15 protein-coding genes and 1 pseudogene are annotated in these 19,035 nt (G+C 69.5%); 11 read left to right on the top strand and 5 right to left on the bottom strand.

The features are described from left to right. Positions 1-112 precede the first annotated feature (112 nt). Entirely contained in the window at positions 113-1,369 is a 1,257-nt protein-coding gene (locus ACOQPP_RS01725) for an acyl-CoA dehydrogenase family protein (protein ID WP_419165470.1), read from the top strand. Between the two features lie 224 nt (positions 1,370-1,593). Here the strand turns inward: ACOQPP_RS01725 and ACOQPP_RS01720 are convergent, their stop codons facing one another. After that, positions 1,594-2,733 carry a phosphotransferase family protein gene (locus tag ACOQPP_RS01720; RefSeq protein WP_420635755.1) on the bottom strand — a complete coding sequence of 380 codons (1,140 nt, stop codon included), beginning with the start codon at positions 2,731-2,733 and terminating at the stop codon, positions 1,594-1,596. Between the two features lie 140 nt (positions 2,734-2,873). Here ACOQPP_RS01720 and ACOQPP_RS01715 point away from each other — a divergent pair, with 140 nt between their 5' ends. The 3 genes from ACOQPP_RS01715 to ACOQPP_RS01705 all read left to right on the top strand — a co-directional run bounded on the left by ACOQPP_RS01715 (position 2,874) and on the right by ACOQPP_RS01705 (position 6,190). Beyond that, the gene (locus ACOQPP_RS01715; protein WP_420635754.1) at positions 2,874-4,106 is read left to right on the top strand and encodes a GNAT family N-acetyltransferase; all 1,233 of its coding nucleotides are present in this window, start codon (positions 2,874-2,876) and stop codon (positions 4,104-4,106) included. Positions 4,107-4,124: 18 nt separating this feature from the next. Then, positions 4,125-5,672: an AMP-binding protein gene (locus ACOQPP_RS01710; RefSeq protein ID WP_420635753.1), complete on the top strand. Its 1,548-nt coding sequence runs from the start codon at positions 4,125-4,127 to the stop codon at positions 5,670-5,672. An 83-nt stretch (positions 5,673-5,755) separates the two neighbouring features. Beyond that, positions 5,756-6,190 carry a hypothetical protein gene (locus ACOQPP_RS01705; RefSeq protein ID WP_419163934.1) on the top strand — a complete coding sequence of 145 codons (435 nt, stop codon included), beginning with the start codon at positions 5,756-5,758 and terminating at the stop codon, positions 6,188-6,190. Here the strand turns inward: ACOQPP_RS01705 and ACOQPP_RS01700 are convergent. Further along, on the bottom strand, positions 6,187-8,190 hold the full coding sequence (locus tag ACOQPP_RS01700) for a redoxin domain-containing protein (RefSeq protein WP_419163935.1): 2,004 nt from the start codon (positions 8,188-8,190) through the stop codon (positions 6,187-6,189). The genes ACOQPP_RS01705 and ACOQPP_RS01700 overlap by 4 nt on opposite strands. A 239-nt stretch (positions 8,191-8,429) precedes the next feature. Between ACOQPP_RS01700 and ACOQPP_RS01695 the strand changes: the two genes are divergently transcribed. Further along, on the top strand, positions 8,430-9,257 hold the full coding sequence (locus ACOQPP_RS01695; RefSeq protein WP_419163936.1) for a 3-hydroxyacyl-CoA dehydrogenase family protein: 828 nt from the start codon (positions 8,430-8,432) through the stop codon (positions 9,255-9,257). Position 9,258: 1 nt separating this feature from the next. Beyond that, positions 9,259-10,761: a sodium/proline symporter gene (locus ACOQPP_RS01690; protein WP_419163937.1), complete on the top strand. Its 1,503-nt coding sequence runs from the start codon at positions 9,259-9,261 to the stop codon at positions 10,759-10,761. Here ACOQPP_RS01690 and ACOQPP_RS01685 read toward each other — a convergent pair. Further along, complete coding sequence (locus ACOQPP_RS01685; protein ID WP_419163938.1) at positions 10,758-11,954, bottom strand: ankyrin repeat domain-containing protein; 1,197 nt, start codon at positions 11,952-11,954, stop codon at positions 10,758-10,760. The two genes, ACOQPP_RS01690 and ACOQPP_RS01685, sit on opposite strands and share 4 nt — an antisense overlap. Positions 11,955-12,111: 157 nt before the next feature. On the opposite strand from ACOQPP_RS01685, the pseudogene ACOQPP_RS01680 reads away from it, so the two are divergent. Next, positions 12,112-12,384, top strand: a pseudogene (locus tag ACOQPP_RS01680) (HigA family addiction module antitoxin); the annotation flags it as partial. 301 nt (positions 12,385-12,685) lie between these two features. Beyond that, the gene (locus ACOQPP_RS01675) at positions 12,686-13,117 is read left to right on the top strand and encodes a TA system VapC family ribonuclease toxin (protein WP_419163939.1); all 432 of its coding nucleotides are present in this window, start codon (positions 12,686-12,688) and stop codon (positions 13,115-13,117) included. Between the two features lie 196 nt (positions 13,118-13,313). Here ACOQPP_RS01675 and ACOQPP_RS01670 read toward each other — a convergent pair whose 3' ends face one another. Together ACOQPP_RS01670 and ACOQPP_RS01665 are read right to left on the bottom strand one after the other, a co-directional pair. Next, positions 13,314-14,576 (bottom strand): aminotransferase class V-fold PLP-dependent enzyme, encoded by a 1,263-nt coding sequence (locus ACOQPP_RS01670; protein ID WP_419164125.1) that lies wholly within the window; start codon positions 14,574-14,576, stop codon positions 13,314-13,316. Between the two features lie 132 nt (positions 14,577-14,708). Continuing rightward, positions 14,709-14,933 (bottom strand): type II toxin-antitoxin system PemK/MazF family toxin, encoded by a 225-nt coding sequence (locus ACOQPP_RS01665; protein ID WP_419164124.1) that lies wholly within the window; start codon positions 14,931-14,933, stop codon positions 14,709-14,711. A 94-nt stretch (positions 14,934-15,027) separates the two neighbouring features. Here ACOQPP_RS01665 and ACOQPP_RS01660 point away from each other — a divergent pair, with 94 nt between their 5' ends. From ACOQPP_RS01660 to ACOQPP_RS01650, 3 genes are read left to right on the top strand one after another with little or no spacing between them, the layout of a single operon-like run. Next, positions 15,028-15,567: a cupin domain-containing protein gene (locus ACOQPP_RS01660; RefSeq protein ID WP_419164123.1), complete on the top strand. Its 540-nt coding sequence runs from the start codon at positions 15,028-15,030 to the stop codon at positions 15,565-15,567. A 10-nt stretch (positions 15,568-15,577) separates the two neighbouring features. Further along, a complete protein-coding gene (locus tag ACOQPP_RS01655; RefSeq protein ID WP_419164122.1) occupies positions 15,578-17,287 on the top strand; it encodes an amidohydrolase in 1,710 nt (569 codons plus the stop codon). Between the two features lie 29 nt (positions 17,288-17,316). After that, entirely contained in the window at positions 17,317-19,020 is a 1,704-nt protein-coding gene (locus tag ACOQPP_RS01650; protein ID WP_419164121.1) for an amidohydrolase, read from the top strand. Positions 19,021-19,035 lie beyond the last annotated feature (15 nt).

The following is a 19,035-nucleotide window of genomic DNA, read 5'->3' as shown; positions in this document are numbered from 1 at the left end:
CGATGGTCGCGATTGTCTCGGACGGAGACCGCGCTAATCTTCGGCGCACGCCGTGACGTTGTCACGGTCGTCGTCCCCCGTGCCTCGCGTCCGAAGGGAGTCCCGCCCACAGATGAACGCCGAATCGAATGCCGAATCGAACGCTCCGGCCCTCTTCTCGAAACGCTCCCTCGAACTCCAGGCGCGTGTGAGCGCATTCATGGAGGCGTGGATCCAACCCCACGAGACCACCTTCGAGCACCAGCTCGAGACGGCGACGAACCGGTTCTCGACCCCGCCGATCCTCGAGGAACTCAAGGGGCGAGCGAGGGACGAAGGACTGTGGAACCTCTTCTTCCCCCCTGACGCGGAGCCCGGCGACGACCCGGAGGCCCGCTACGGGGCGGGCCTCTCGAACCTCGAGTACGCGCTCATCTGCGAGACGATGGGGCGGGTGGAATGGGCGCCGGAAGTGTTCAACTGCAACGCGCCGGACACCGGCAACATGGAGACGCTCGCCCGCTACGGGACGGAGGCGCAGCGCGCGACCTGGCTGGAGCCGCTGCTCGCGGGGGAGATCCGGTCGTCGTTCGCGATGACGGAGCCGGACGTCGCTTCCTCCGACGCCACGAACATCCGCTCGTCGATCGTGCGCGAGGGGGACGAGTGGGTGATCGACGGGCACAAGTGGTGGGCCACGCAGGCGCCCCGGGCCGAGTGCGGGATATTCATCTTCATGGGGAAGACGGATCCGGACGCGGCCCGCCATCTGCAGCAGTCGATGGTCCTCGTGCCGCGGGACGCGCCGGGGGTCGAGGTCGTGCGCCACCTGGACGTGTTCGGATACGACAGCGCACCGCTGGGCCACGGCGAGGTGCGGTTCAACGGGGTGCGGGTGCCGGAGGATCACATCCTGCTCGGCCCGGGGCGGGGGTTCGAGATCGCCCAGGGACGGCTGGGGCCGGGACGGATCCACCACTGCATGCGGCTCATCGGGGTCGCCGAGCGCGCGCTCGAGGCGATGGCCGAGCGGGCGAAGACGCGCGTCGCCTTCTCGGGCCCCCTCGCCGAGAAGGGCGCGCTCCGGCACGCGCTGGCCGAGGGCCGCATCGCGGTCGAACAGGCGCGCCTCCTCACGCTGCACGCCGCCCACATGATGGACACCGTCGGGAACAAGGCGGCGCGGCGGGAGATCGCGATGATCAAGGTCGTGGCCCCGCGCATGGCGTGCCGCGTGCTGGACCAGGCGATCCAGGTCCACGGCGCGCTCGGCGTGAGCCCGGACATCTGGCTCGCCGCCGCCTACGCCCACTCCCGCACCCTGCGCCTCGCCGATGGCCCTGACGAGGTCCACCTGGAGGCGATCGCGAAGCTCGAACTGAGAGGCTGAGCACCCGGCCGCGCCGAGCGACCCGCCCGCGCCCGAGCGACCGGCCCGCGCCGAGCACCCGTTCGCGCCGAGCAACGCGTAGCTCCGCGAGGCGTTGGGGGTGTTGCTGGAAACCCTGCGAACCCTTATGCCAATCGAAAGTCGGATTTTCAATTGGCATAGGCCGACACAGGGGCACCGAGACGCCCACAATGGCTCGAGATCTCGCGTTGTTCAGCCGGGCCTCAGCGACCACTCGATCCGCCCGCCTGGCTCCGCGCGATGCGCCACCCCGTCTCGGCGAGGGTGGGCGCCTTCCGGCCGATCTCGAGCGCGTTCCGGGAACTCGCGTTTCCCTGCATGGCGCGCGCGTACACGCCCTGACAGATCGAGGCGAGGCGGAAGAGTCCAAAGGCCATGAAGAAGTTCCAGTCCGGCACCCCGTCGCCCCCCGTTCGCCGACAGTACGCCGCCACGTAATCCTCCTCCGACGGGATGCCGAGCGCCTCGCAGTCCGCCCCGCCCAGCCCCTTCCACAGCGGACCCTCCGGCAGGTGATAGGTCATGCAGTTGTAGGCGAGGTCCGCCAGGGGATGGCCCAGCGTCGACAGTTCCCAGTCGACGACGGCGACGACTCTCGGTTCCGTCGGATGGAGGATCATGTTGTCGAGACGATAGTCGCCGTGCGCGATCGTCGTCTCCTCCCGCCCCGCGCCGGCGGCGGCGGGCCCCGCACCGCTGCCGGCGGGTCCCGCACCGCTGCCGACACCCCCGCCGCGGTCGGGGATGTTCGCCGGGAGCCACTCGATGAGCGCCTCCATGGCCGGCACCTCCCGGTGCCGGGACACCTCGTACTGCTTCGTCCAGAGGGAGATCTGGCGCGCCACGTAGCCGGACGGCTTTCCGAAGTCCGACAGGCCGACCGCTCGCCAGTCGACCGAATGGAGCCGCGCCAGCGTTCGGTTCATCGCGTCGTAGATCGCCGTCCGTTCGGCGGGAGACGCCGCCTCGGGGAGGTCGGGGGCGGGGAGCACGCGCCCCTCGACGTGTTCCATGACGAAGAACGTCTGCCCGAGAACGGCGGGGTCCTCGCACAGGAGGCGCGTCCCCGGCACGGGGACGCCGGTGTCGGCGAGCGCCTTCATCACGCGGTACTCGCACTCGACGAGGTGCGCGGAGGGGAGGAGGTCGCCCGGCGGTTTCTTCCGGAGCACGAAGTGCCGCCCGCCGCCTTCGAGGCGGAAGGTGGGGTTGGACTGTCCGCCCTGGTACTGGAGCGCCGTTAGTCCGCCGCGAAAGTCGTCCAGACCCTGCGCGCACAGGTAGTCGGCGAGGCGGCGTTCGTCGAAGCGGTGCGCTTTGGTGACAGGTCCCAGCGTCGACATCAACTCTCCCGCGTGAACTGCGGCCTGCGGCGGAGGGCGCGGGTGCGGCGTCCGTCCGGCCTCGGTAATGTGCCCCGTTCATCGTCCCCCCGAAACGGAGCGGGGGGCGGGCCGTGTCCCGAGCGACGAGCCCTGGTTCCGTGACGATCGTCCGACAGCTGGCGGAAGGCGACCGCACGCGGGTCGCGCACCTGCAGCAGCAGGCGTTCATGCTCCCCCCGGAGCGGATCGCGATCGCCGGAAACTATCCGCTCGAGCAGGGCTGGGTCGTGGAGGACGGGGGAACGGTCCAGGGTTCCCTCCGGGTCCAGAAGCTGGGGCAGTTCTTCGGCGGACGCGCCGTGCCGTGCGCGGCGATCTCTTCCGTGAAGGTCGCGGCGGAGGCCCGCGGGCGCGGATACGGCGGGGCGCTTCTGGGGGAGGTGCTGGAGGCGCTGCGCTCCGAGGGGGTCGCGGCATCCAGCCTTTTCCCCGTCCACGGCGGCGTGTACCGGCGCTACGGGTGGGAGTTCGCCTTCGCCCACCAGCGACGGGCTCTGGCGATCTCCGAGTTGGCGTGGCGGCGTGCGCCGGATACCGCCGAGGTGAGCGTCGAGCCGTTCGAGGAGGACGATCTCGAGGCGGTGTCGGCCTTCTACCGGAGCCGGGCCGCGGGGGAGAACGGGCCCTTCGACCGGGACGAGGCATGGTGGGAGGAGCGCGTCCTCGCCCCGCGCTCCGGCCGCACCCCGTACCGGTACCTGGCCCGGTCGGGGGGCGAGGTGTGCGGCTACATGGTCTACACGCACGAACCGTCGTCGGGGACGCTGCCGTACGGCTTCGATCTGGACTGCCGCGACTTCTACTGGGACGGGCCTGCCGCCCTGGCGGCGCTGCTTAACTTCGTCCGGGGCCACGCGGGGATGGGACAGCGGCTCCTGTGGCCGGGCCCGCCCTCGGATCCGATCGAACTCGTGCTCACGGGGCTCGCGCCGCCCGTCGCCCGGCGGATGGCCGGCATGTTCCGGCTCGTCGACGTGCCGGCGGCGTTGGCGGCGCGCGGCTATCCGGAGGACGTGGGGGCCGACCTGTACCTGTGGATCGAGGACGACGTGCTGCCCGCCAACGCCGGTCCGATCGCCGTCCGCATCGTGGACGGGCGGGCCCGCGTGAGCGGCCCGGCGCGAGACGGCTCCCCGGCCGGGCCGGCCGACCGGGCCGGCCGGTCGGCCGCGCGCGTTGACGTCCGCGTCCTGGCCGGGCTGTTCACCGGGCAGCTGACCGCCGACACGGCCGCCCGGGCCGGGCTGCTCCCCGGCGTCGACGCGGACACCCGCCGGACGCTGCGCGACGCCTTCGCCGGCCCCGTCCCGTGGATGGCGGAGTTCTACTGAGCCCCCGGAGGCCGCGCGGTGGGTGACGTCGAAGGCGCCATTTCACCCGACGCGATCTCGTACGGGCGGCGGCTGGGCGACCTCGCCCGCGAGCGACCCGACGCCCCCGCCCTCGTCTTCGCGCGCCGCGACGGGACAGAACGCCGCTACACCTGGCGCGAACTCGACCGCGCGAGCAACCGCCTCGCCCGCCTCTTCGCGGCGCACGGACTGCGGGAGGGCGACTGGCTCGTCATCGGCCTCTACAACTGTCCCGAGCACACCCTCGCCACCCTCGCCGGGTGGAAGCTCGGCGCCTGCGTCCTCCCGCTCAGCGCGCGTCTCCCGCCGGCGGAGCGGGATGGACTCCTCGCGCTCGCCGACCCCGCCCTCGTCGTCGCGGACTGGGATCTCCCGGACTTGAATCGCGCGGAGTCGAATCGCGAGGACCGGCCCAGGCTCGGGCTCGCCGACCTCGAGGCCGCCGAAGCCCTCGACGCCGGGCCCCTTCCCGACCGCATCTCCCATCCCGGGAAGGCGGTGGGGTCCGGCGGCTCCACCGGCCGCCCGAAGATCATCATCGACCCCCGCCCCTGGGCCGCCGAACCAGGCGACACCTTCCGGGGCCTGGGCGGGCGCGTCGGCATGCGGGAGGGGCAGAACGTCTTCGTCCCCGGCCCCCTGTACCACAACGCGCCCTACTGCTGGTCGCACTGGGCGTTGTTCGAGGGCTCGACCGTCGTCCTCATGGAGCGCTTCAACGCCGCGCTGGCCCTGGACCTCCTCGAGCGGCACCGGATCGGGTGGACGACGCTCGTCCCCACCATGATGCTGCGCATGGCGCGGGTCGAAGGGATCGAGAAGCACGACTATTCCGCGCTGGAGGGGCTCATGCATACGGCCGCGCCCTGCCCGCCCTGGGTCAAGCGGCGCTGGATGGACCTCGTCGGGCCCGAGAAGGTGTTCGAGGCGTTCGGCGCCACCGAGGCGATCGGGGCGACGATCATCCGCGGCGACGAGTGGCTCGCGCGCGAAGGGAGCGTCGGCCGTCCCGCCGGCTGCGAAATCCGCGTCCTGGGCGAAGACGGACGTGAACTTCCGAGCGGCGAAGTGGGCGAACTCCATTTTCGTCTCGCCTCGCGGGAGCCCCCGGCCTACGAGTATCGCGGCTCTCCGCCCGCGCCCACGACGCCCGACGGGTTCGTCACCGTCGGCGACCTCGGCTGGGTGGATGCCGAGGGGTATCTCTTCCCGGCCGACCGTCGCACCGACCTCATCATCTCAGGCGGCGCGAACGTCTACCCCCAGGAAGTCGAGGCCGTCTTCACCGAGCACCCGGATGTCCGCGACGTCGCCGTGATCGGCCTGCCCGACGATGAGTGGGGCAAGCGCGTCCACGCCGTCATCCTCCCCGTGGACGGCACCTCCCCGCCAGCGGCCGAACTGGAGGATTTCTGCCGCGCGCGGCTCGTCTCATACAAGGTGCCGAAGAGCTTCGAACTCGTGGCCGCCTTCCCCCGGGACGAATCCGGCAAGATCCGCCGCAGTGCCATCGTCGCCGAGCACACGGGCAGTCGGAACGACTGACCGACTCCCAGAGGCGTTCCCGCGGGAACGCCTTCGGACGACCCCGGGACCCCGGATGGACCCGTGCGGGTACGGAGAACGGTATGAAGCGGATACTGCTGCTGGCGCTGCTGCCTTCGGGATGTGACAAAGAGCTTGTCCTCGACGGCTGCAGGGATGTCACGACCCTCGTGCCGTACAGCGTCGAGGGACCGGACACGGTGCAGGTCAATGGGGAGGCGATCTACGCACTCGAGGGAGGAATACCCCGAAACGTCGATTGGTGGCTCTGCGGCCGGAACACGGATCGGCCCACGTCGTCGGATTGCGTTTCATGGTACTACACCGGTCGGGACCGCGTGCTCGGAAGGTACGGGGAGCTCGATGGTGTCGGCGACGGGACCCACCGTGTGGTCTACCGCGCCCCGGCCGAGGCAAGGGATGTCTGGATCGTGGCCAGCGTGGTGCTCCAGAGCACCGACCCCTTCTGCCCGCCCGCCGGCGAGGTGCGGAAGAGCGTGCGGGTAGTGGAACTCTAGAAATCCTCCCCGCGGAGGGCGTCGATGCGGCGAGCGACGCCGGCCTCGTAGCCGGACTCCTCGAAGCCCTCGCGCTTGAACTGGATCATCCCTTCCCGATCCAGATACAGCGTCGTCGGATAGCCGAGGATCTCGTAGTCCAGGGCGAGGCCCTGCTCGTCGAAGAGGATGGGGAATGTGAAGCCGCCCTCCTCGATCTGCTCGGCGACCTGGTCCCGCGGAGACCCCGCCGTGGCGACGGTGAGGAACACGACCTCCTCATCGTCCTCATACGTCTTCAGGAGTTCGACGAAGTGCGGGAACTCCTCGATGCAGGGGCCGCACCACGTCGCCCAGAACTTGAGCACGACGATCTTCCCCTCGAGTTCGCTCACCCGCCACTCGACCCCGGTCTGGTCCGCGAGCGCGAACTCGGGCGCCTCGCGCTCGATGCGCTGGCCGAGTTCGCGCAACTCCAGTTCTCTCTCGACTGCCGGACCGCGGACTGCGAGTCGCTCTTCCACGGCCTCCTCGGACAGGCCGGTCGCCGCGGCGGTCTCCACGGCGGCGGGGCGGTACCATCCGCGGAAGGCGGTGGCTTCCACGAAGGCGTCGAGCGCCTCTTCCAGCCGATCTTCGCGAAGGAGGTGCCGCCCGTATTCCGCCAGCGTCCAGCTGCGGCGCGACTCGGTGGCAAGCTCCTCGAACAGTGCTCCGGCCGCCTCGATCTCGCCAAGCTGGGTGAGTGCACGGGCCTGAATCACGAGGGCCTGATCGATGAAGCTCCGGCGTGACGTCTCCCGCTCCTGGCCTCGGCTTCCCGGATACAGGTATCCAGGGCGGTGCGCGCGGAGCGCCTCCTCGAGCGCGACCGCCTTCTCGAGCACGACCTCGGGCCGGATGCCGAAGTAGAGCAGCGTGGCGAGCCTGGAACCGTAGACTCCGTCCTGCCACTGGATCTCCTCCATCACGGCGGTGAACAGGGACTCGGCGACCTCAGGATCGAGCGCCGGACCCGGCGGTTCGGCCGCGATGCGCGGGTAGTTCAGTTCGGATGACGACGGCTCCGGATCCAGGGAGGCGATCACCTCCGCCTGTACCGTCGCGTAGCGCCGGACAAACCATGCGGCGCGTTCCGAAAGTTGCTTTGACTTGAGTCCCTCGGCTACGAGACGGGACACTTCGACCGCCCGGTCCCCTGCATCATCGCCGTACAAGGCGTCCTGCCAGTCGATGGCCAGATCCCAGTACCGCAGGTCGTCCGCCAGGACTCCGCGATCGGGAGCCGCTTCGAGACGTTCCAGCCAGCGGTCCGCATCGTCTTCGCGCCGGAGCATGCGGAAGTCGTATCCCGCCGCGAGCCGGTACAGAACGGGCGCCGCAACACTCGGATCGCCTTCGGTCTCGGCCGCGAGCGCGTCGAGCGCGACCCCGATCGAGTCCCTCACGACCTGGCCCCGGTCGCCCTCCTCCTGGTTGGCGAGTGCGACGTGGAGCGCTCCCAGGGAGTGGAGCAGGATCTGGTCGTCCGGCCGCGTGGCCTGGTACTCGGCGAGGATCGCGCCGTATGCCTCGAGCTGTCCGAGATCCGACGCCGCCTCCTCCGCATCGTCGTAGATGACGGGGCGGTCCGGAGCGTGGCGGAGTGCCTCGGGGAGAACCCGCAGGATCTTCTCCCCATACCTCCGGTCCGTCTCGAAGATGCCGGCCCAACGGAGGGCGTGGACGTATCCCTCCCAGGCAGCGGAGTCGTCGGGCTCGAGTTCGAGCGCCCGCTCCCACGCCTGCGCGGCTTCCGAGTTGAGACTGAAGTAGTTGGCCAGCGTGGCATACTGCCGGTGCGCCTCGGCATCGTCTGGAGATCGTGTCCGGGCCGAGTCGTAGCGGACCATGGCCCGCTCCAGTTCGATGGCTTCTACGTCCGAGGCAGCGTCCGCCATCAGTTCCGCGTGCGGGCGGGCGTCGCCGCACGCCGCGAGGACCATCACGCTCACCCCGGTAAGGGCCAGATACCGTTTCATCGATGTCGCTCCTGTGGCCGTCCGCGCAGCGTCTCCGGTATGGAGACAGACCCAAGATGGGGAGGGTTGCGCGGAAACGGAACGGGATCCGCGGAAGGGGCGAGTCCGAGTGACAGCCTTTCCGGGGAGCGGGACGGCGTGGCATCCTCCGACGCCGGACGATCGCAGCCGCGAGCCTGCTGCTGCCGAGGTGCCGACCGGGCGCCGATCAGATCTCGACGACGACACCGGGGAAGCCCATGAGTGATCCACTGGCGGGGATTCGCGTACACCAGACGAGGGCGGCCGAGCAGGAGGCCGGGGCCGGGGACGTGACGGTCGACACCATCCGGCGCGCGGCCGTCGTCGGGGCCGGGCTCATGGGGGCGGGGATCGCGCAGGTGCTCGCGCTCGGCGGGCTGGAGGTCGTGATGAACGATCTCTCCGACGAGGCGCTCGACCGGGCCGCGAAGCGCATCGAGCACGGGCGCTTCGGCATCCGGAAGGGCGTCGAGATCGGAAAGGTGGACCCCGCCGTCGCCGAGGCCGCGCTTGGCCGCCTCTCACGCACGACCGACCTCTCCGAAGCCGTGGCGGACGCGGACCTCGTCATCGAGGCGGTGTACGAGGACTTCCAGCTCAAGACGCGCCTCTTCCGCCGGCTGGACACCGCTGCCCCGCCCCACGCCATCCTCGCCTCCAACACCTCGGGTTTCTCGATCGGGGCCCTCGCCGGCGCCACGGACCGGCTCGAACGCGTCATCGGGTGGCACTGGGCGACGCCGGCCTCGGTCATCCGGGTGGCGGAGATCGTCGTCCACCGCGGGACGGCCCACGCGGTGCGCGATGCCGTCGTGGCCCTCGCCCGCCGCTGCGGCAAGAACCCCGAGGTCGTGCAGGACCAGCCCCTGGCCTGGGGCTTCGTCGCGAACCGGGTGTTCTCGGCCGCGCTTCGCGAGGCGCGCGAGATCGTGGCCGAGGGCGTGGCCACGCCCGAACAGGTGGACCGGCTGCTGAAGGACTGCTACCGCTGGCCGGCCGGACCGTTCGAGATGGTCGCCGCCGTCGACTCCGGCTGGGAGGAATAGGATGTCGCCCGTGATCATCGGCGTGGTCGTCGCCTATCTCCTCTTCCTCCTCGTGATCGGCGTGTGGGGCGGCAAGGAATCGCACGACGTCGAGGGCTACTACGCGGCCGGCAAGAAGCTCCCCTCGTGGGTGCTCGCCTTCTCCTCGAACGCGACCGGGGAGAGCGCCTGGCTCCTGCTCGGGCTCACGGGGATCGGCTACGCGCTCGGCATGCACGCGCTGTGGGTCGTGCTCGGGGAGGTGCTCGGCGTCGCCCTCGCCTGGGCCTACGTGGCGCGGCCGTTCAAGGCGTTCACCGACCGGTACGGTTCGATCACCGTCCCCGACTACCTCGAGGACCGCTTCCGGGACAAGACGCACAGTTTCCGCATCGTGGGGGCGGTCATCGTCCTCTCCATGGTCGCCTTCTACGTCGGGGCGCAGCTCACGGCCACCGGGAAGGCGTTCGACGCCTTCCTCGGCACCGGCTACCACGCGGGCGTCTTCCTGGGACTCGCGGTGGTCCTCTTCTATACCGTCGTGGGCGGGTTCAAGGCGGTGGCGTACTCCGACTTCGCCCAGGGCGTGCTCATGTTCACGTGCCTGCTGGTCCTCCCCTTCGTCGGGATCAGCGCGGTGGGGGGCTGGGGCGCGCTCATGGACGGGCTGCGGGCGGCCGAACCGCTCGCCGCTTTCGAGGGGCTTCAGGCAGCCGGGGCCGACCTCCTGCGGCTGGACGGCGGGCTCGGGCTCACCCCGCTGGGGATCGCGAGCGCGGCCGGGTTCGTGGGCGTCGGACTCGCGTTCCTCGGCGCCCCGCAGCTTCTGGCGCGTTTCCTCGCGGCGCGGGACCAGCGCGAGATCCGGAAGGCGGGCCCGATCGCCGTCGGCTGCATCATCGTGTTCGACCTGGGGGCCGTGTTCACGGGGATGGCGGGGAGGGTGCTGTACGAGGGGCTCGCCGACCCGGAGACGGTGCTCCCCGCCATGGCGTCCGGGCTGCTGCCCGATCTGTTCACGGGGCTCGTCCTCGTCGTCGTCCTCGCCGCCATCATGTCGACGGCCGATTCGCTGCTGATCCTCGCCTCTTCCGCGGCGGTGCGGGACGTCTATCAGAAGATCTTCCGCCCCGACGCCCGGCAGCGCGCTCTCTCCATTCTGGGCAAGGCCGTGACGGTTGTGCTCGGGATCACGGGTCTCCTGCTCGCCCTCACCGCCGAGCGCGCGATCTTCTGGTTCGTCCTCTTCGCCTGGTCCGGCCTCGCGGCGGCGTTCGCCCCGGTCGTGCTGTGCTCGCTCTTCTGGGCGGGCACGACCCGCGCCGGCGCCGTGGCGGGCATGATCGCCGGCTTCCTCGTGACGATGCTGTGGGTCGTCCTCTTCAAGGAGGGCTTCTACGACCTCTACGAGATGCTGCCGGGCTTCGCCGCGGGATTCGCCGTGACGATCGGCGTGAGCCTGTTCACCCAGGCGCCCGAGGGCGCGGCGGAGGAACTCGCCGCGATCCGCGATGAGATTCGCTAGAGGCTTGGGGGCGAGCGCGGCGGTTTCCTGCCTCCGGAACGGAGCCGTTCGAAGACGTCGGACTCACTGATCGCAGGGTTGTTCCTGGCCCGATCCGCCGGGCTGTAGCCCTTGCTGCCTCTGATGGCCGGGTCCGCTCCCGCATCCAGGAGCGCTTCCACCACCGCGGGGTCCTGCCCCATCCAGGCGGCGAAATACAGCGCCGTGTTACCCCCGGCCGCCGCCTGGTTGGGGGCCGCTCCGCTCTTCAGCAACTCGAGGACGACATCGACGTCCGTACGAGTGAGCACCGCGAGGTGCAGGGGCGTGGCGTTCAAGAACTCGGGCACCTTCGCATTTGGATCCGCACCCGCGTAAAGCAGCAGAGCGAGGATCTCGGTCTCGTTCCTCGTGGCCGCGAAGTGCAGCGGGGACCACCCGGCCCGGTCCGAGAGATTCGGATGGGTACCATCCGAGAGCAGGGCCGCCACGGTGGCCGCATCGCCGGTCAGCGCGGCGGCGTGGAGCGGCAACGCCGGCACGCCTGCCTCCAACAGGAGGTCCGCCACAGCGGGCTTGCTCATGTTCCGCGCGGCATAGTGTATGGGAGTTTGTCCGTCGGAAGCCCTCGCCTTCGCATCCGCACCGGCCGAGAGTAGAGCGCGAGCAGTCGCCGGACCCCCGTTCCACAGGGCCGCGCGGTGCAGCAGGCTCATCCGGTCCCAGCCGTGCGCCTCGTTTGGGTCCGCCCCCGCCTCGACCAGAGCGAGCAGGACTCCCGGGTTCTCGTTGCGTACCGAGAAGTACATGGGGGTGTAACCGTAGTCGTCCTTCGTGCTCGGGTCCGCGCCCGCCTCCAGCAGCGCCTCCGCCACGGCGATGTTGTGGTTGTGTTGCGCCGCATCGAACAGCGGTGTCTCGCCGCTCGCGTCCCTGGCGTTGGGATCCGCGCCTGCCTCCAGGAGGAATCTGATGGAGGCAGCACTGTGAGCTCTGGCTGCCGCAGCATGCAGCACGGTGCGTCCCTCTGGATCGAAGACCGCCCGCACGTCCAGCCCGGCAGTAAGGCAGGTGCGAAAGCGATCTATCTCCCCCTCCCCGAAAATGGACTTCTCCGGAGGACCAAACAGGGACGCCGGATCACATTCCTGCGCTGCGGCCGATGGGGCCGCCGCCAACGATCCGAGTCCCAGGAGCAGCGCGACGGCCTTCATGCGTTCCTCCCCTTGCCCCCTGCCGGGTGTGTCTCTGGCGCCGAGCTTCAAGAGGACAACGCTTGCGGACTCCGAATCCCGACAGCATGTGGACTGGCCTACTCCGCTTGACGGACGTTACCCGTAACGCTACGATTTACGGATGATCCGCGGAACTATGGCGAATCCGCCCCACCCGGGCGAATTCGTGAGGACGGAGATCATCGAGCCCCGTGACTTGACTGTCGTCGAGGCCGCGGCGGCGCTCGGCGTCTCGCGCCCTGCGTTGTCGGCCTTCCTGAACTGTCGCTCGGACTTGTCCGGCACGATGGCGCTGCGCATGGAGAAGGCATTCGGCGTGCCGATGGAGACGCTGATGCGAATGCAGACGTCCTATGACATAGCCCGGATCCGGAGACGCCAGGATGAAGTCAGCGTCGATCCATACGATGCACCCGGATCTCGTGAAGGGAGCAGCGGACTCCCGTCAGTGCGGGAGAGACGGGCGCCCTATGAGGAAACAACGCTGAACATCGACGACGGCGTGATGCGGCGCCTGCGCGATGAGGCGGCGCGGCGGAGGACCACCATGTCCAAACTCGCGGAGGAGGGACTCAGGCGCGTGCTGGCCGAGCCACTCGCTGTGGACGCGGCGCCTGCGCTCGCACCTCTTCCTTCCTGGCGGGGCGGTCAACCCCTGGTCGACATCTCCGACCGGGACGCGCTCTACCGCGTGATGGAGGAAGAGTGAGGTGGTCTTCGACACCAACGTACTCGTGTACGCGGCGAACGAAGATTCGGAATTCTATCTCCCCTGCCGCCGACAGCTGGACGACGCACGTCGCGGCCCGTCGCCGACTTTCCTCACATGGAGCGTCTGCTACGAATTTCTGCGGGTGACCACTCACCCGCGTGTGATGCCGTCACCGCAGCGACCTCCGGACGCGTGGCGTTTTCTTTCGGCACTACTGAAATCGCCCGGGGTCGAACTGTTGATTGCGACACGGCGTCACGCGACCGTCCTCGCGCAGACGGTTGCGGAGCTTCCGGGGGTCCGCGGCAACCAGATGCACGATCTGCACACCGCCGTCCTGATGCGCGAGCATGGAATCAGTCGCATTTGCACCCGCGACGCCGGTTTTGGGCGCTTCCCGTTCCTCAGCGTGATCGATCCGCTGGCGTAGCGTCGGGAACAGTCGGTCCCACGGAGTTACGGCCCGAGAGCACCGATATGACGCCGAAGAAACGGACCGTCGTTACCGTGCGCATTCCGACAGAAATGGCGTAACTTCACCGACAGCAATAGCGCGCCATCAGCGGCAGGAATGGCCGCGGGCCAGGGAAATGCGCGAACGGCTGCCGGGTCCGGCGGGGGGACCTCTACACGCGGGCGGCGATCCCTCCGAGCAGGCGGTCGACGTCGTCGCGGTTGTTGAACATCGCGACGGCGGCGCGGAGGAGTTCTCCTCCCTCTTGGTACGTGAACCGGACCCCTTCCGCGTTGAGCGCGTCGGAAAGCTCCTGCGGGTCCATCCCGTGGTAGAAGCTCACGATCGGGGACGGATTCGCCGGCGGCGTGAACAGCTTCATCCCCAGCCCCGCCGCGCCCTCGCGGAGTTCGCCGGCGAGCGCGTGCGTGTGCTCCGCGATCCGCTCCAGCCCCACCTCGCCGATGAACCCGAGCGCGGCGTCCATGGCCGCGACGGGGCCCAGGGCGAGGCTTCCGTGCTCGAACTTCCGGGCGTCCGTCCTCAGCCGGTACTGGTGCTCCGGGAGCGTCTCGGCCACCTGCGCGTGGCCGAAGCGGTCGGGCTGCATCCAGTCGTGGTGCTCGCGCCGCGCGTACAGGATCGAGCACCCGAAGTCGGCGTGGAGCCACTTGTAGCCGTTGCCGCAAGCGAAATCGACGCCCTCGGCGTGGAGGTTCGTCGGGAACGTGCCGAACGCCTGGATCCCGTCGGCGAACAGATATCCGCCCCGGGCGTGCGCGATCTCGGCCAGCGTCGGGAGGTCGTGCCGGAACCCGTTCCGATTCGAGACCCACGCCACGCTTATGAGACGTGTGCGGTCGTCGGTGTACGCGTCGTAGTCCTCGGGGTGGGCGCGTCCCTCGCGCGGGGGGATGATCCGGAGTTCGACGCCCTCGCGCTTCTCCAGTTCGCGGTAGACGACGAAGGCGGTGACGAAGTGGAGTTCGTCGATGACGACGTTGTCGCCCGGCCGCCAGTCGATCCCGTTGGCCACGACGTTCTCGCCGTCGCTCGTGTTGAAGAGGAAGGCGATCTCGTCCTCGTCCGCGCCGAACAGCGAGGCGAAGCGGCTCCGCGCCCGGTCCACGGCCCGCCTGCGGCTACCGGGATCCCGGTACGTCATCTTCTCATCCGCGTAGGCGACGAGCGCCTCGCGCACCGGAAGCGGCGCCGGCCCCGTGGAGGCGGTGTTCAGATACGCCAGTTCCTCGGTGACGGGAAACTGACCCCGGATCCCCAAGGGATCATCGTCCGAACGCGAGCCTGGGATCGGGCCCGCGACGCGCTCGGCGGCGGCCCCGCGGTCGGTCGCGGCCAGGGCCGGCGCGGCGGGCAGGGCGAGTCCGGCGGCGGCGGTCGTCTTGACGAAGTTACGGCGGCTCCACGCGTGCATCCGGTCCTCCTGATCCCTCTCGTTTTCGGCCCGTCACAGACTCTCGGAACGTACGTCCGAAACCTGTCCGCGGTACAGCGGCGGGCCCGGAGGCGTTCCCGCGGGAACGTCGCCCGGGAGTACGGAAGCCGGCTACTCTCCGTACATCTCCGTGATGAGGCGGCGGAGCGCGGCCGCCTCCTCCGCGGTCAGCCGGTCCAGCCGGTTTCTGAGGCGCTGCTTTCTGATGACACGGATCTGGTCTACGGCGATCTCGGCATCCTTCCCGGCACATCGAATCTGGACGCGAGACCGCCATTGGGGGTGCAGCGTCGTCGTGACGGGACAGACGACCACGGTGTCCAGGAACCGGTTCATCGCCTGTCAAGCAGTGGACCCCTCGATGGCACTGCCCATAAGATGCGGGTCGCCCACGAACGCTTACGGACTCGGATAACGCCGGAGCCAGACCATGTCGAAGCTGACCTTCGCCGTCCTCGCGGTGGGGACTCTCTGGAGCGGTATGCCCGCCGACCCGCCTGAGGGCACGCAGGACAACCCGGCGGCCACGTACATCTCCGCCGCCGACATCCTCGCCACGATCGAGAACGCGCCTGAGAGCCGGGTCAGCGACCAGCAGATCCGGCATATTGACGCGGGCGGGCACAACGCCGGCGTCGGCGTCGTCCAGCGCCCGCCGACCACGTCGCTCGGGGCGATCCAGCACCACAGGCAGACCGAGGTCTACTACGTCGTCTCCGGGCGCGGGACGCTCGTGACGGGCGGCGATCTTTCCGACGCACGCGATCTGGATCCGGAGGGGCAGACGGTGCGGACGCTCACCGGACCCAGTTCCGTGGGCGGGATCGTGGGGGGGCAGAGTCAGGAGATCGGCCCCGGCGACATGCTCATCATCCCGGCCGGTTCGCCGCACGGGTTCAGCGAGATCACCGAGACGATCACCTACATCGTCGTGCGCGTGGACCCCGATCAACTCGTCGAACTAAAGTAGCGAGGGCAACATGAGCGACTTCACGCGGCGTGACTTCATGGCGATCTCCGGCCTTGCCGCGGGCGGTGCGGTCGCGGCCGGTTGCTCACCCGGAGGCGGCAGCCGCGCGGGGAGCGGTGGGGCAGCCGGGGGCCACGCCGATATCGTCGTCCGCGGCGCGAGCGTCTACACGGTGGACGACGACACTCCCCGGGCCGAGGCCTTCGCGGTCAAGAGCGGGCGTTTCCTCGCGGTGGGCTCGAGCGACGACGTCTCGAACCTCATCGGCCCCGGCACCGAGGTCATCGAGGGCGGCGGGATGACCGTCGTCCCCGGCTTCATCGACGCCCACAACCATCCCTTCTACTCCGGCACGAAGCACCTCAAGCAGGTGAGCCTCGACGTCCGTTCGATCGAGGCCATCAAGAGCGCGCTCGGCGAGCGGGCCCAGAACACGGCGCCGGGGCAGTGGGTGCAGGGCTTCCTGTACGACGACACGAAGCTCGAAGACGGACGGCCACTGACGCGGGCCGATATCGACGACGCCGTCCCGGACCACCCCGTCTCGGTCACGCACCGGGGCGGCCACACCGGCGTCTACAACTCGCGGGCGTTCGAACTCGCCGGGATCACCGCCGACACGCCCGACCCGCCCGGCGGCATGTACTACCGTGAGAACGGCGAACTCACGGGGCGCGTCGCGGAACGCGCCAAGGAACCGCTCGAGAGCCTGATCCCCGCCGGCACCACGCGCGCGGAGCGGCAGGAGAGCATCCGTCTCATTGGCGAACGGATGGCCGCGGCCGGCCTCACGTCCGTCCACGAGACCGGCGCCGGCAACGACCTCGTCAGCTATCAGGATGCCTACGACGCGGGCGAGCTTCACTTCCGCGCCTACGTCTTCCCCAACGGCGGCGACGAATCCGGTCTCTTCCCCGCCCTCAAGGCGGCGGGCATCCGCACCGGCTTCGGGGACGAGTGGGTGAAGGTGGGCGGGATCAAGTACGGGGCCGACGGCTCCGCCTCGGAGCGGACCATGGCCATGTCCACGCCCTATGTCGGGCGTCCCGACGACTACGGGATCCTCACGATGGACCAGGAGGAGATCCACGAGGCGGTGGACGACGCGGTGCGGAACGGGTGGCAGATCGGGATCCACGCCAACGGCGACCTCGCCATAGAGATGTGCCTCAACGCGTTCGAGCGCGCACAGCGCGAGATGCCGCAGGCCGACCCCCGCTTCCGGCTCGAGCACTGTTCGCTCGTGAACGAGGACCTCCTGCGCAGGATCCGGGACGTGGGCGCGATCCCGACCCCCTTCTATACCTACGTCCACTTTCACGGTAACAAGTGGGGCGAATACGGCGCCGAGAAGATGGAATGGATGTTCGCGCACCGCCGTTTCCTCGACTATGGGATCCCGGTGGCGGGCGCCTCCGACTATCCCCCCGGTCCCTTCGAGGCGCTGATGGGGATCCAGAGCATGGTCACGCGCACGGACATGCAGGGGCGCGAGTGGGGCCCCAGCCAGAAGATCTCCGTCGAGGAAGCGCTGCGCGTGTGCACGATCAACGGCGCGCACGCGGCGTTCGAGGAAGGGATCAAGGGATCGATCACGGCGGGCAAGCTGGCCGACTTCGTGATCCTCGCCGACGACCCGCACGCCGCCGATCCCTTCGCGATCAAGGAGATCGAGATCGTGCGGTCCGTCGTCGGGGGACGAACGACGTACGAAGCCTGAGATGGAAGCCTGAGATGAGGGAGACGAGGATGAGCGAGGTCAATCGCCGGGAGTTCGTGGCGCTGTCGGGACTGGCGGCGGGGGGCGCCGCGTTGGCGGGTTGTGCAGCGCCGGGCGGGAGCGGTGGATCCTCCGGGGGCGGCTCCGGCCACGCGGACCAGGTCGTGACCGACGCCACGATCTACACGGTCGACGACGACAACCCGCGGGCCGAGGCGCTGGCCGTGAAGAGCGGACGCTTCCTCGCCGTGGGCTCGAACAGCGACATCGCGAACCTCGTCGGGCCGGGCACCGAGCGCATCGACGCGGGCGGCGGCACGGTCGTCCCCGGATTCATCGACTCGCACAACCACCCCTCCTCGGCCGGCATGCGGCACCTCACCCAGGTGGACATGAACATCCGCACCATCGAGGGGATGAAGTCCGCCCTCCGCGAGCGGGCCCAGAACACGCCCCCGGGCGATTGGGTCGTCGGCTTCCTCTACGACGACACGAAGATCGAGGAGGGCCGGCCCCTCAACCGCCTGGACATCGACGAGGCGGTATCCGACCACCCCGTGCAGGTCACGCACCGGGGCGGGCACACGAGCGTCTACAACTCCAAGGCCTTCGCACTGGCGGGGATCACGGTCGACACGCCGGATCCGCCCGGCGGGCACTTCTACCGCGAGGACGGCGACCTGACGGGCAAGGTGGCCGAACGCGCGCGCCGCCCCCTGCAGCGCCTCGTTCCCAGCGAGAGCACGCGCGAGCAGCGGGCGGAGGGCGTCGCCCTCATCGGGCAACTGATGTCCGCCGCCGGCATCACCTCGGTTCACGAGACGGGCGGGAGCAGCCAGGGGCTGACCGCGCTGCAGGACGCTTACGACGCGGGGGACCTCCGCTTCCGCATGTACTACTTCCCCTCCGGGGGCGGCGGACTGTTCAGCGCGCTCAAGCAGGCGGGGATCCGGACCGGTTTCGGCGATGAGAACCTCCGCATCGGGGCCGTCAAGTACGGGGCGGACGGCTCGGCTTCGGAGCGCACGATGGCCATGCGCACGCCGTACATCGGCCGCCCCGACGACTACGGCATCCTCACCATGACCCAGGAGGAGGTCCACGAGGCGGTGGACGACGCCGTCCGGGCCGGGTTCCAGATCGGGATCCACGCCAACGGCGACAAGACGATCGACATGTGCCTCAACGCCTACGAGCGGGCTCAGCGCGAGATGCCGCAGGCCGACCCCCGCTTCCGCCTCGAGCACTGTTCCCTGGTGGACGACCCGCTCCTCCAGCGCATCAAGGACATCGGCGCCATCCCCACGCCCTTCTACACGTACGTCCACTTCCACGGAAACAAGTGGGGCGAATACGGGCCCGAGAAGATGGAATGGATGTTCGCGCACCGGAGGTTCCTCGACTATGACATTCCGGTGGCCGGGGCGTCCGATTATCCGCCGGGTCCGTTCGAGGCGCCGATGGCGATCCAGAGCATGGTCACGCGCACGGACATGCAGGGCCGGGAGTGGGGCCCGAGCCAGAAGATCTCCGTCCCCGAGGCGCTCCGCATCTGCACGATCAACGGCGCCCACGCCTCCTTCGAGGAGGACCTCAAGGGTTCGATCACGGCGGGGAAGCTGGCGGACTACGTCATCCTCGGCGCCGACCCGCACACGACCGATCCCCACGCCATCAAGGAGATAGAGGTCGTCCGCACCGTCGTCGGCGGCCGCACGACGCACGAGGCCTGAGCCCACAGGGGGGCG

It is taken from the genome of Candidatus Palauibacter sp. (assembly GCF_965222475.1).
Classification (GTDB): domain Bacteria; phylum Gemmatimonadota; class Gemmatimonadetes; order Palauibacterales; family Palauibacteraceae; genus Palauibacter.
The sequence above is the reverse complement of the archived record's forward strand: the minus strand, read 5'-3'. Positions and strand labels throughout refer to the sequence as shown.

Coding starts and splice junctions, on each gene's coding strand:
- ACOQPP_RS01690 (WP_419163937.1), top strand. CDS start 9,259: ATGTCGCCCGTGATCATCGGCGTGGTCGTCGCCTATCTCCTCTTCCTC.
- ACOQPP_RS01670 (WP_419164125.1), bottom strand. CDS start 14,576: ATGCACGCGTGGAGCCGCCGTAACTTCGTCAAGACGACCGCCGCCGCC.
- ACOQPP_RS01655 (WP_419164122.1), top strand. CDS start 15,578: ATGAGCGACTTCACGCGGCGTGACTTCATGGCGATCTCCGGCCTTGCC.
- ACOQPP_RS01650 (WP_419164121.1), top strand. CDS start 17,317: ATGAGCGAGGTCAATCGCCGGGAGTTCGTGGCGCTGTCGGGACTGGCG.
- ACOQPP_RS01695 (WP_419163936.1), top strand. CDS start 8,430: ATGAGTGATCCACTGGCGGGGATTCGCGTACACCAGACGAGGGCGGCC.
- ACOQPP_RS01660 (WP_419164123.1), top strand. CDS start 15,028: ATGTCGAAGCTGACCTTCGCCGTCCTCGCGGTGGGGACTCTCTGGAGC.
- ACOQPP_RS01665 (WP_419164124.1), bottom strand. CDS start 14,933: ATGAACCGGTTCCTGGACACCGTGGTCGTCTGTCCCGTCACGACGACG.
- ACOQPP_RS01705 (WP_419163934.1), top strand. CDS start 5,756: ATGAAGCGGATACTGCTGCTGGCGCTGCTGCCTTCGGGATGTGACAAA.
- ACOQPP_RS01725 (WP_419165470.1), top strand. CDS start 113: ATGAACGCCGAATCGAATGCCGAATCGAACGCTCCGGCCCTCTTCTCG.
- ACOQPP_RS01720 (WP_420635755.1), bottom strand. CDS start 2,733: ATGTCGACGCTGGGACCTGTCACCAAAGCGCACCGCTTCGACGAACGC.
- ACOQPP_RS01685 (WP_419163938.1), bottom strand. CDS start 11,954: ATGAAGGCCGTCGCGCTGCTCCTGGGACTCGGATCGTTGGCGGCGGCC.
- ACOQPP_RS01700 (WP_419163935.1), bottom strand. CDS start 8,190: ATGAAACGGTATCTGGCCCTTACCGGGGTGAGCGTGATGGTCCTCGCG.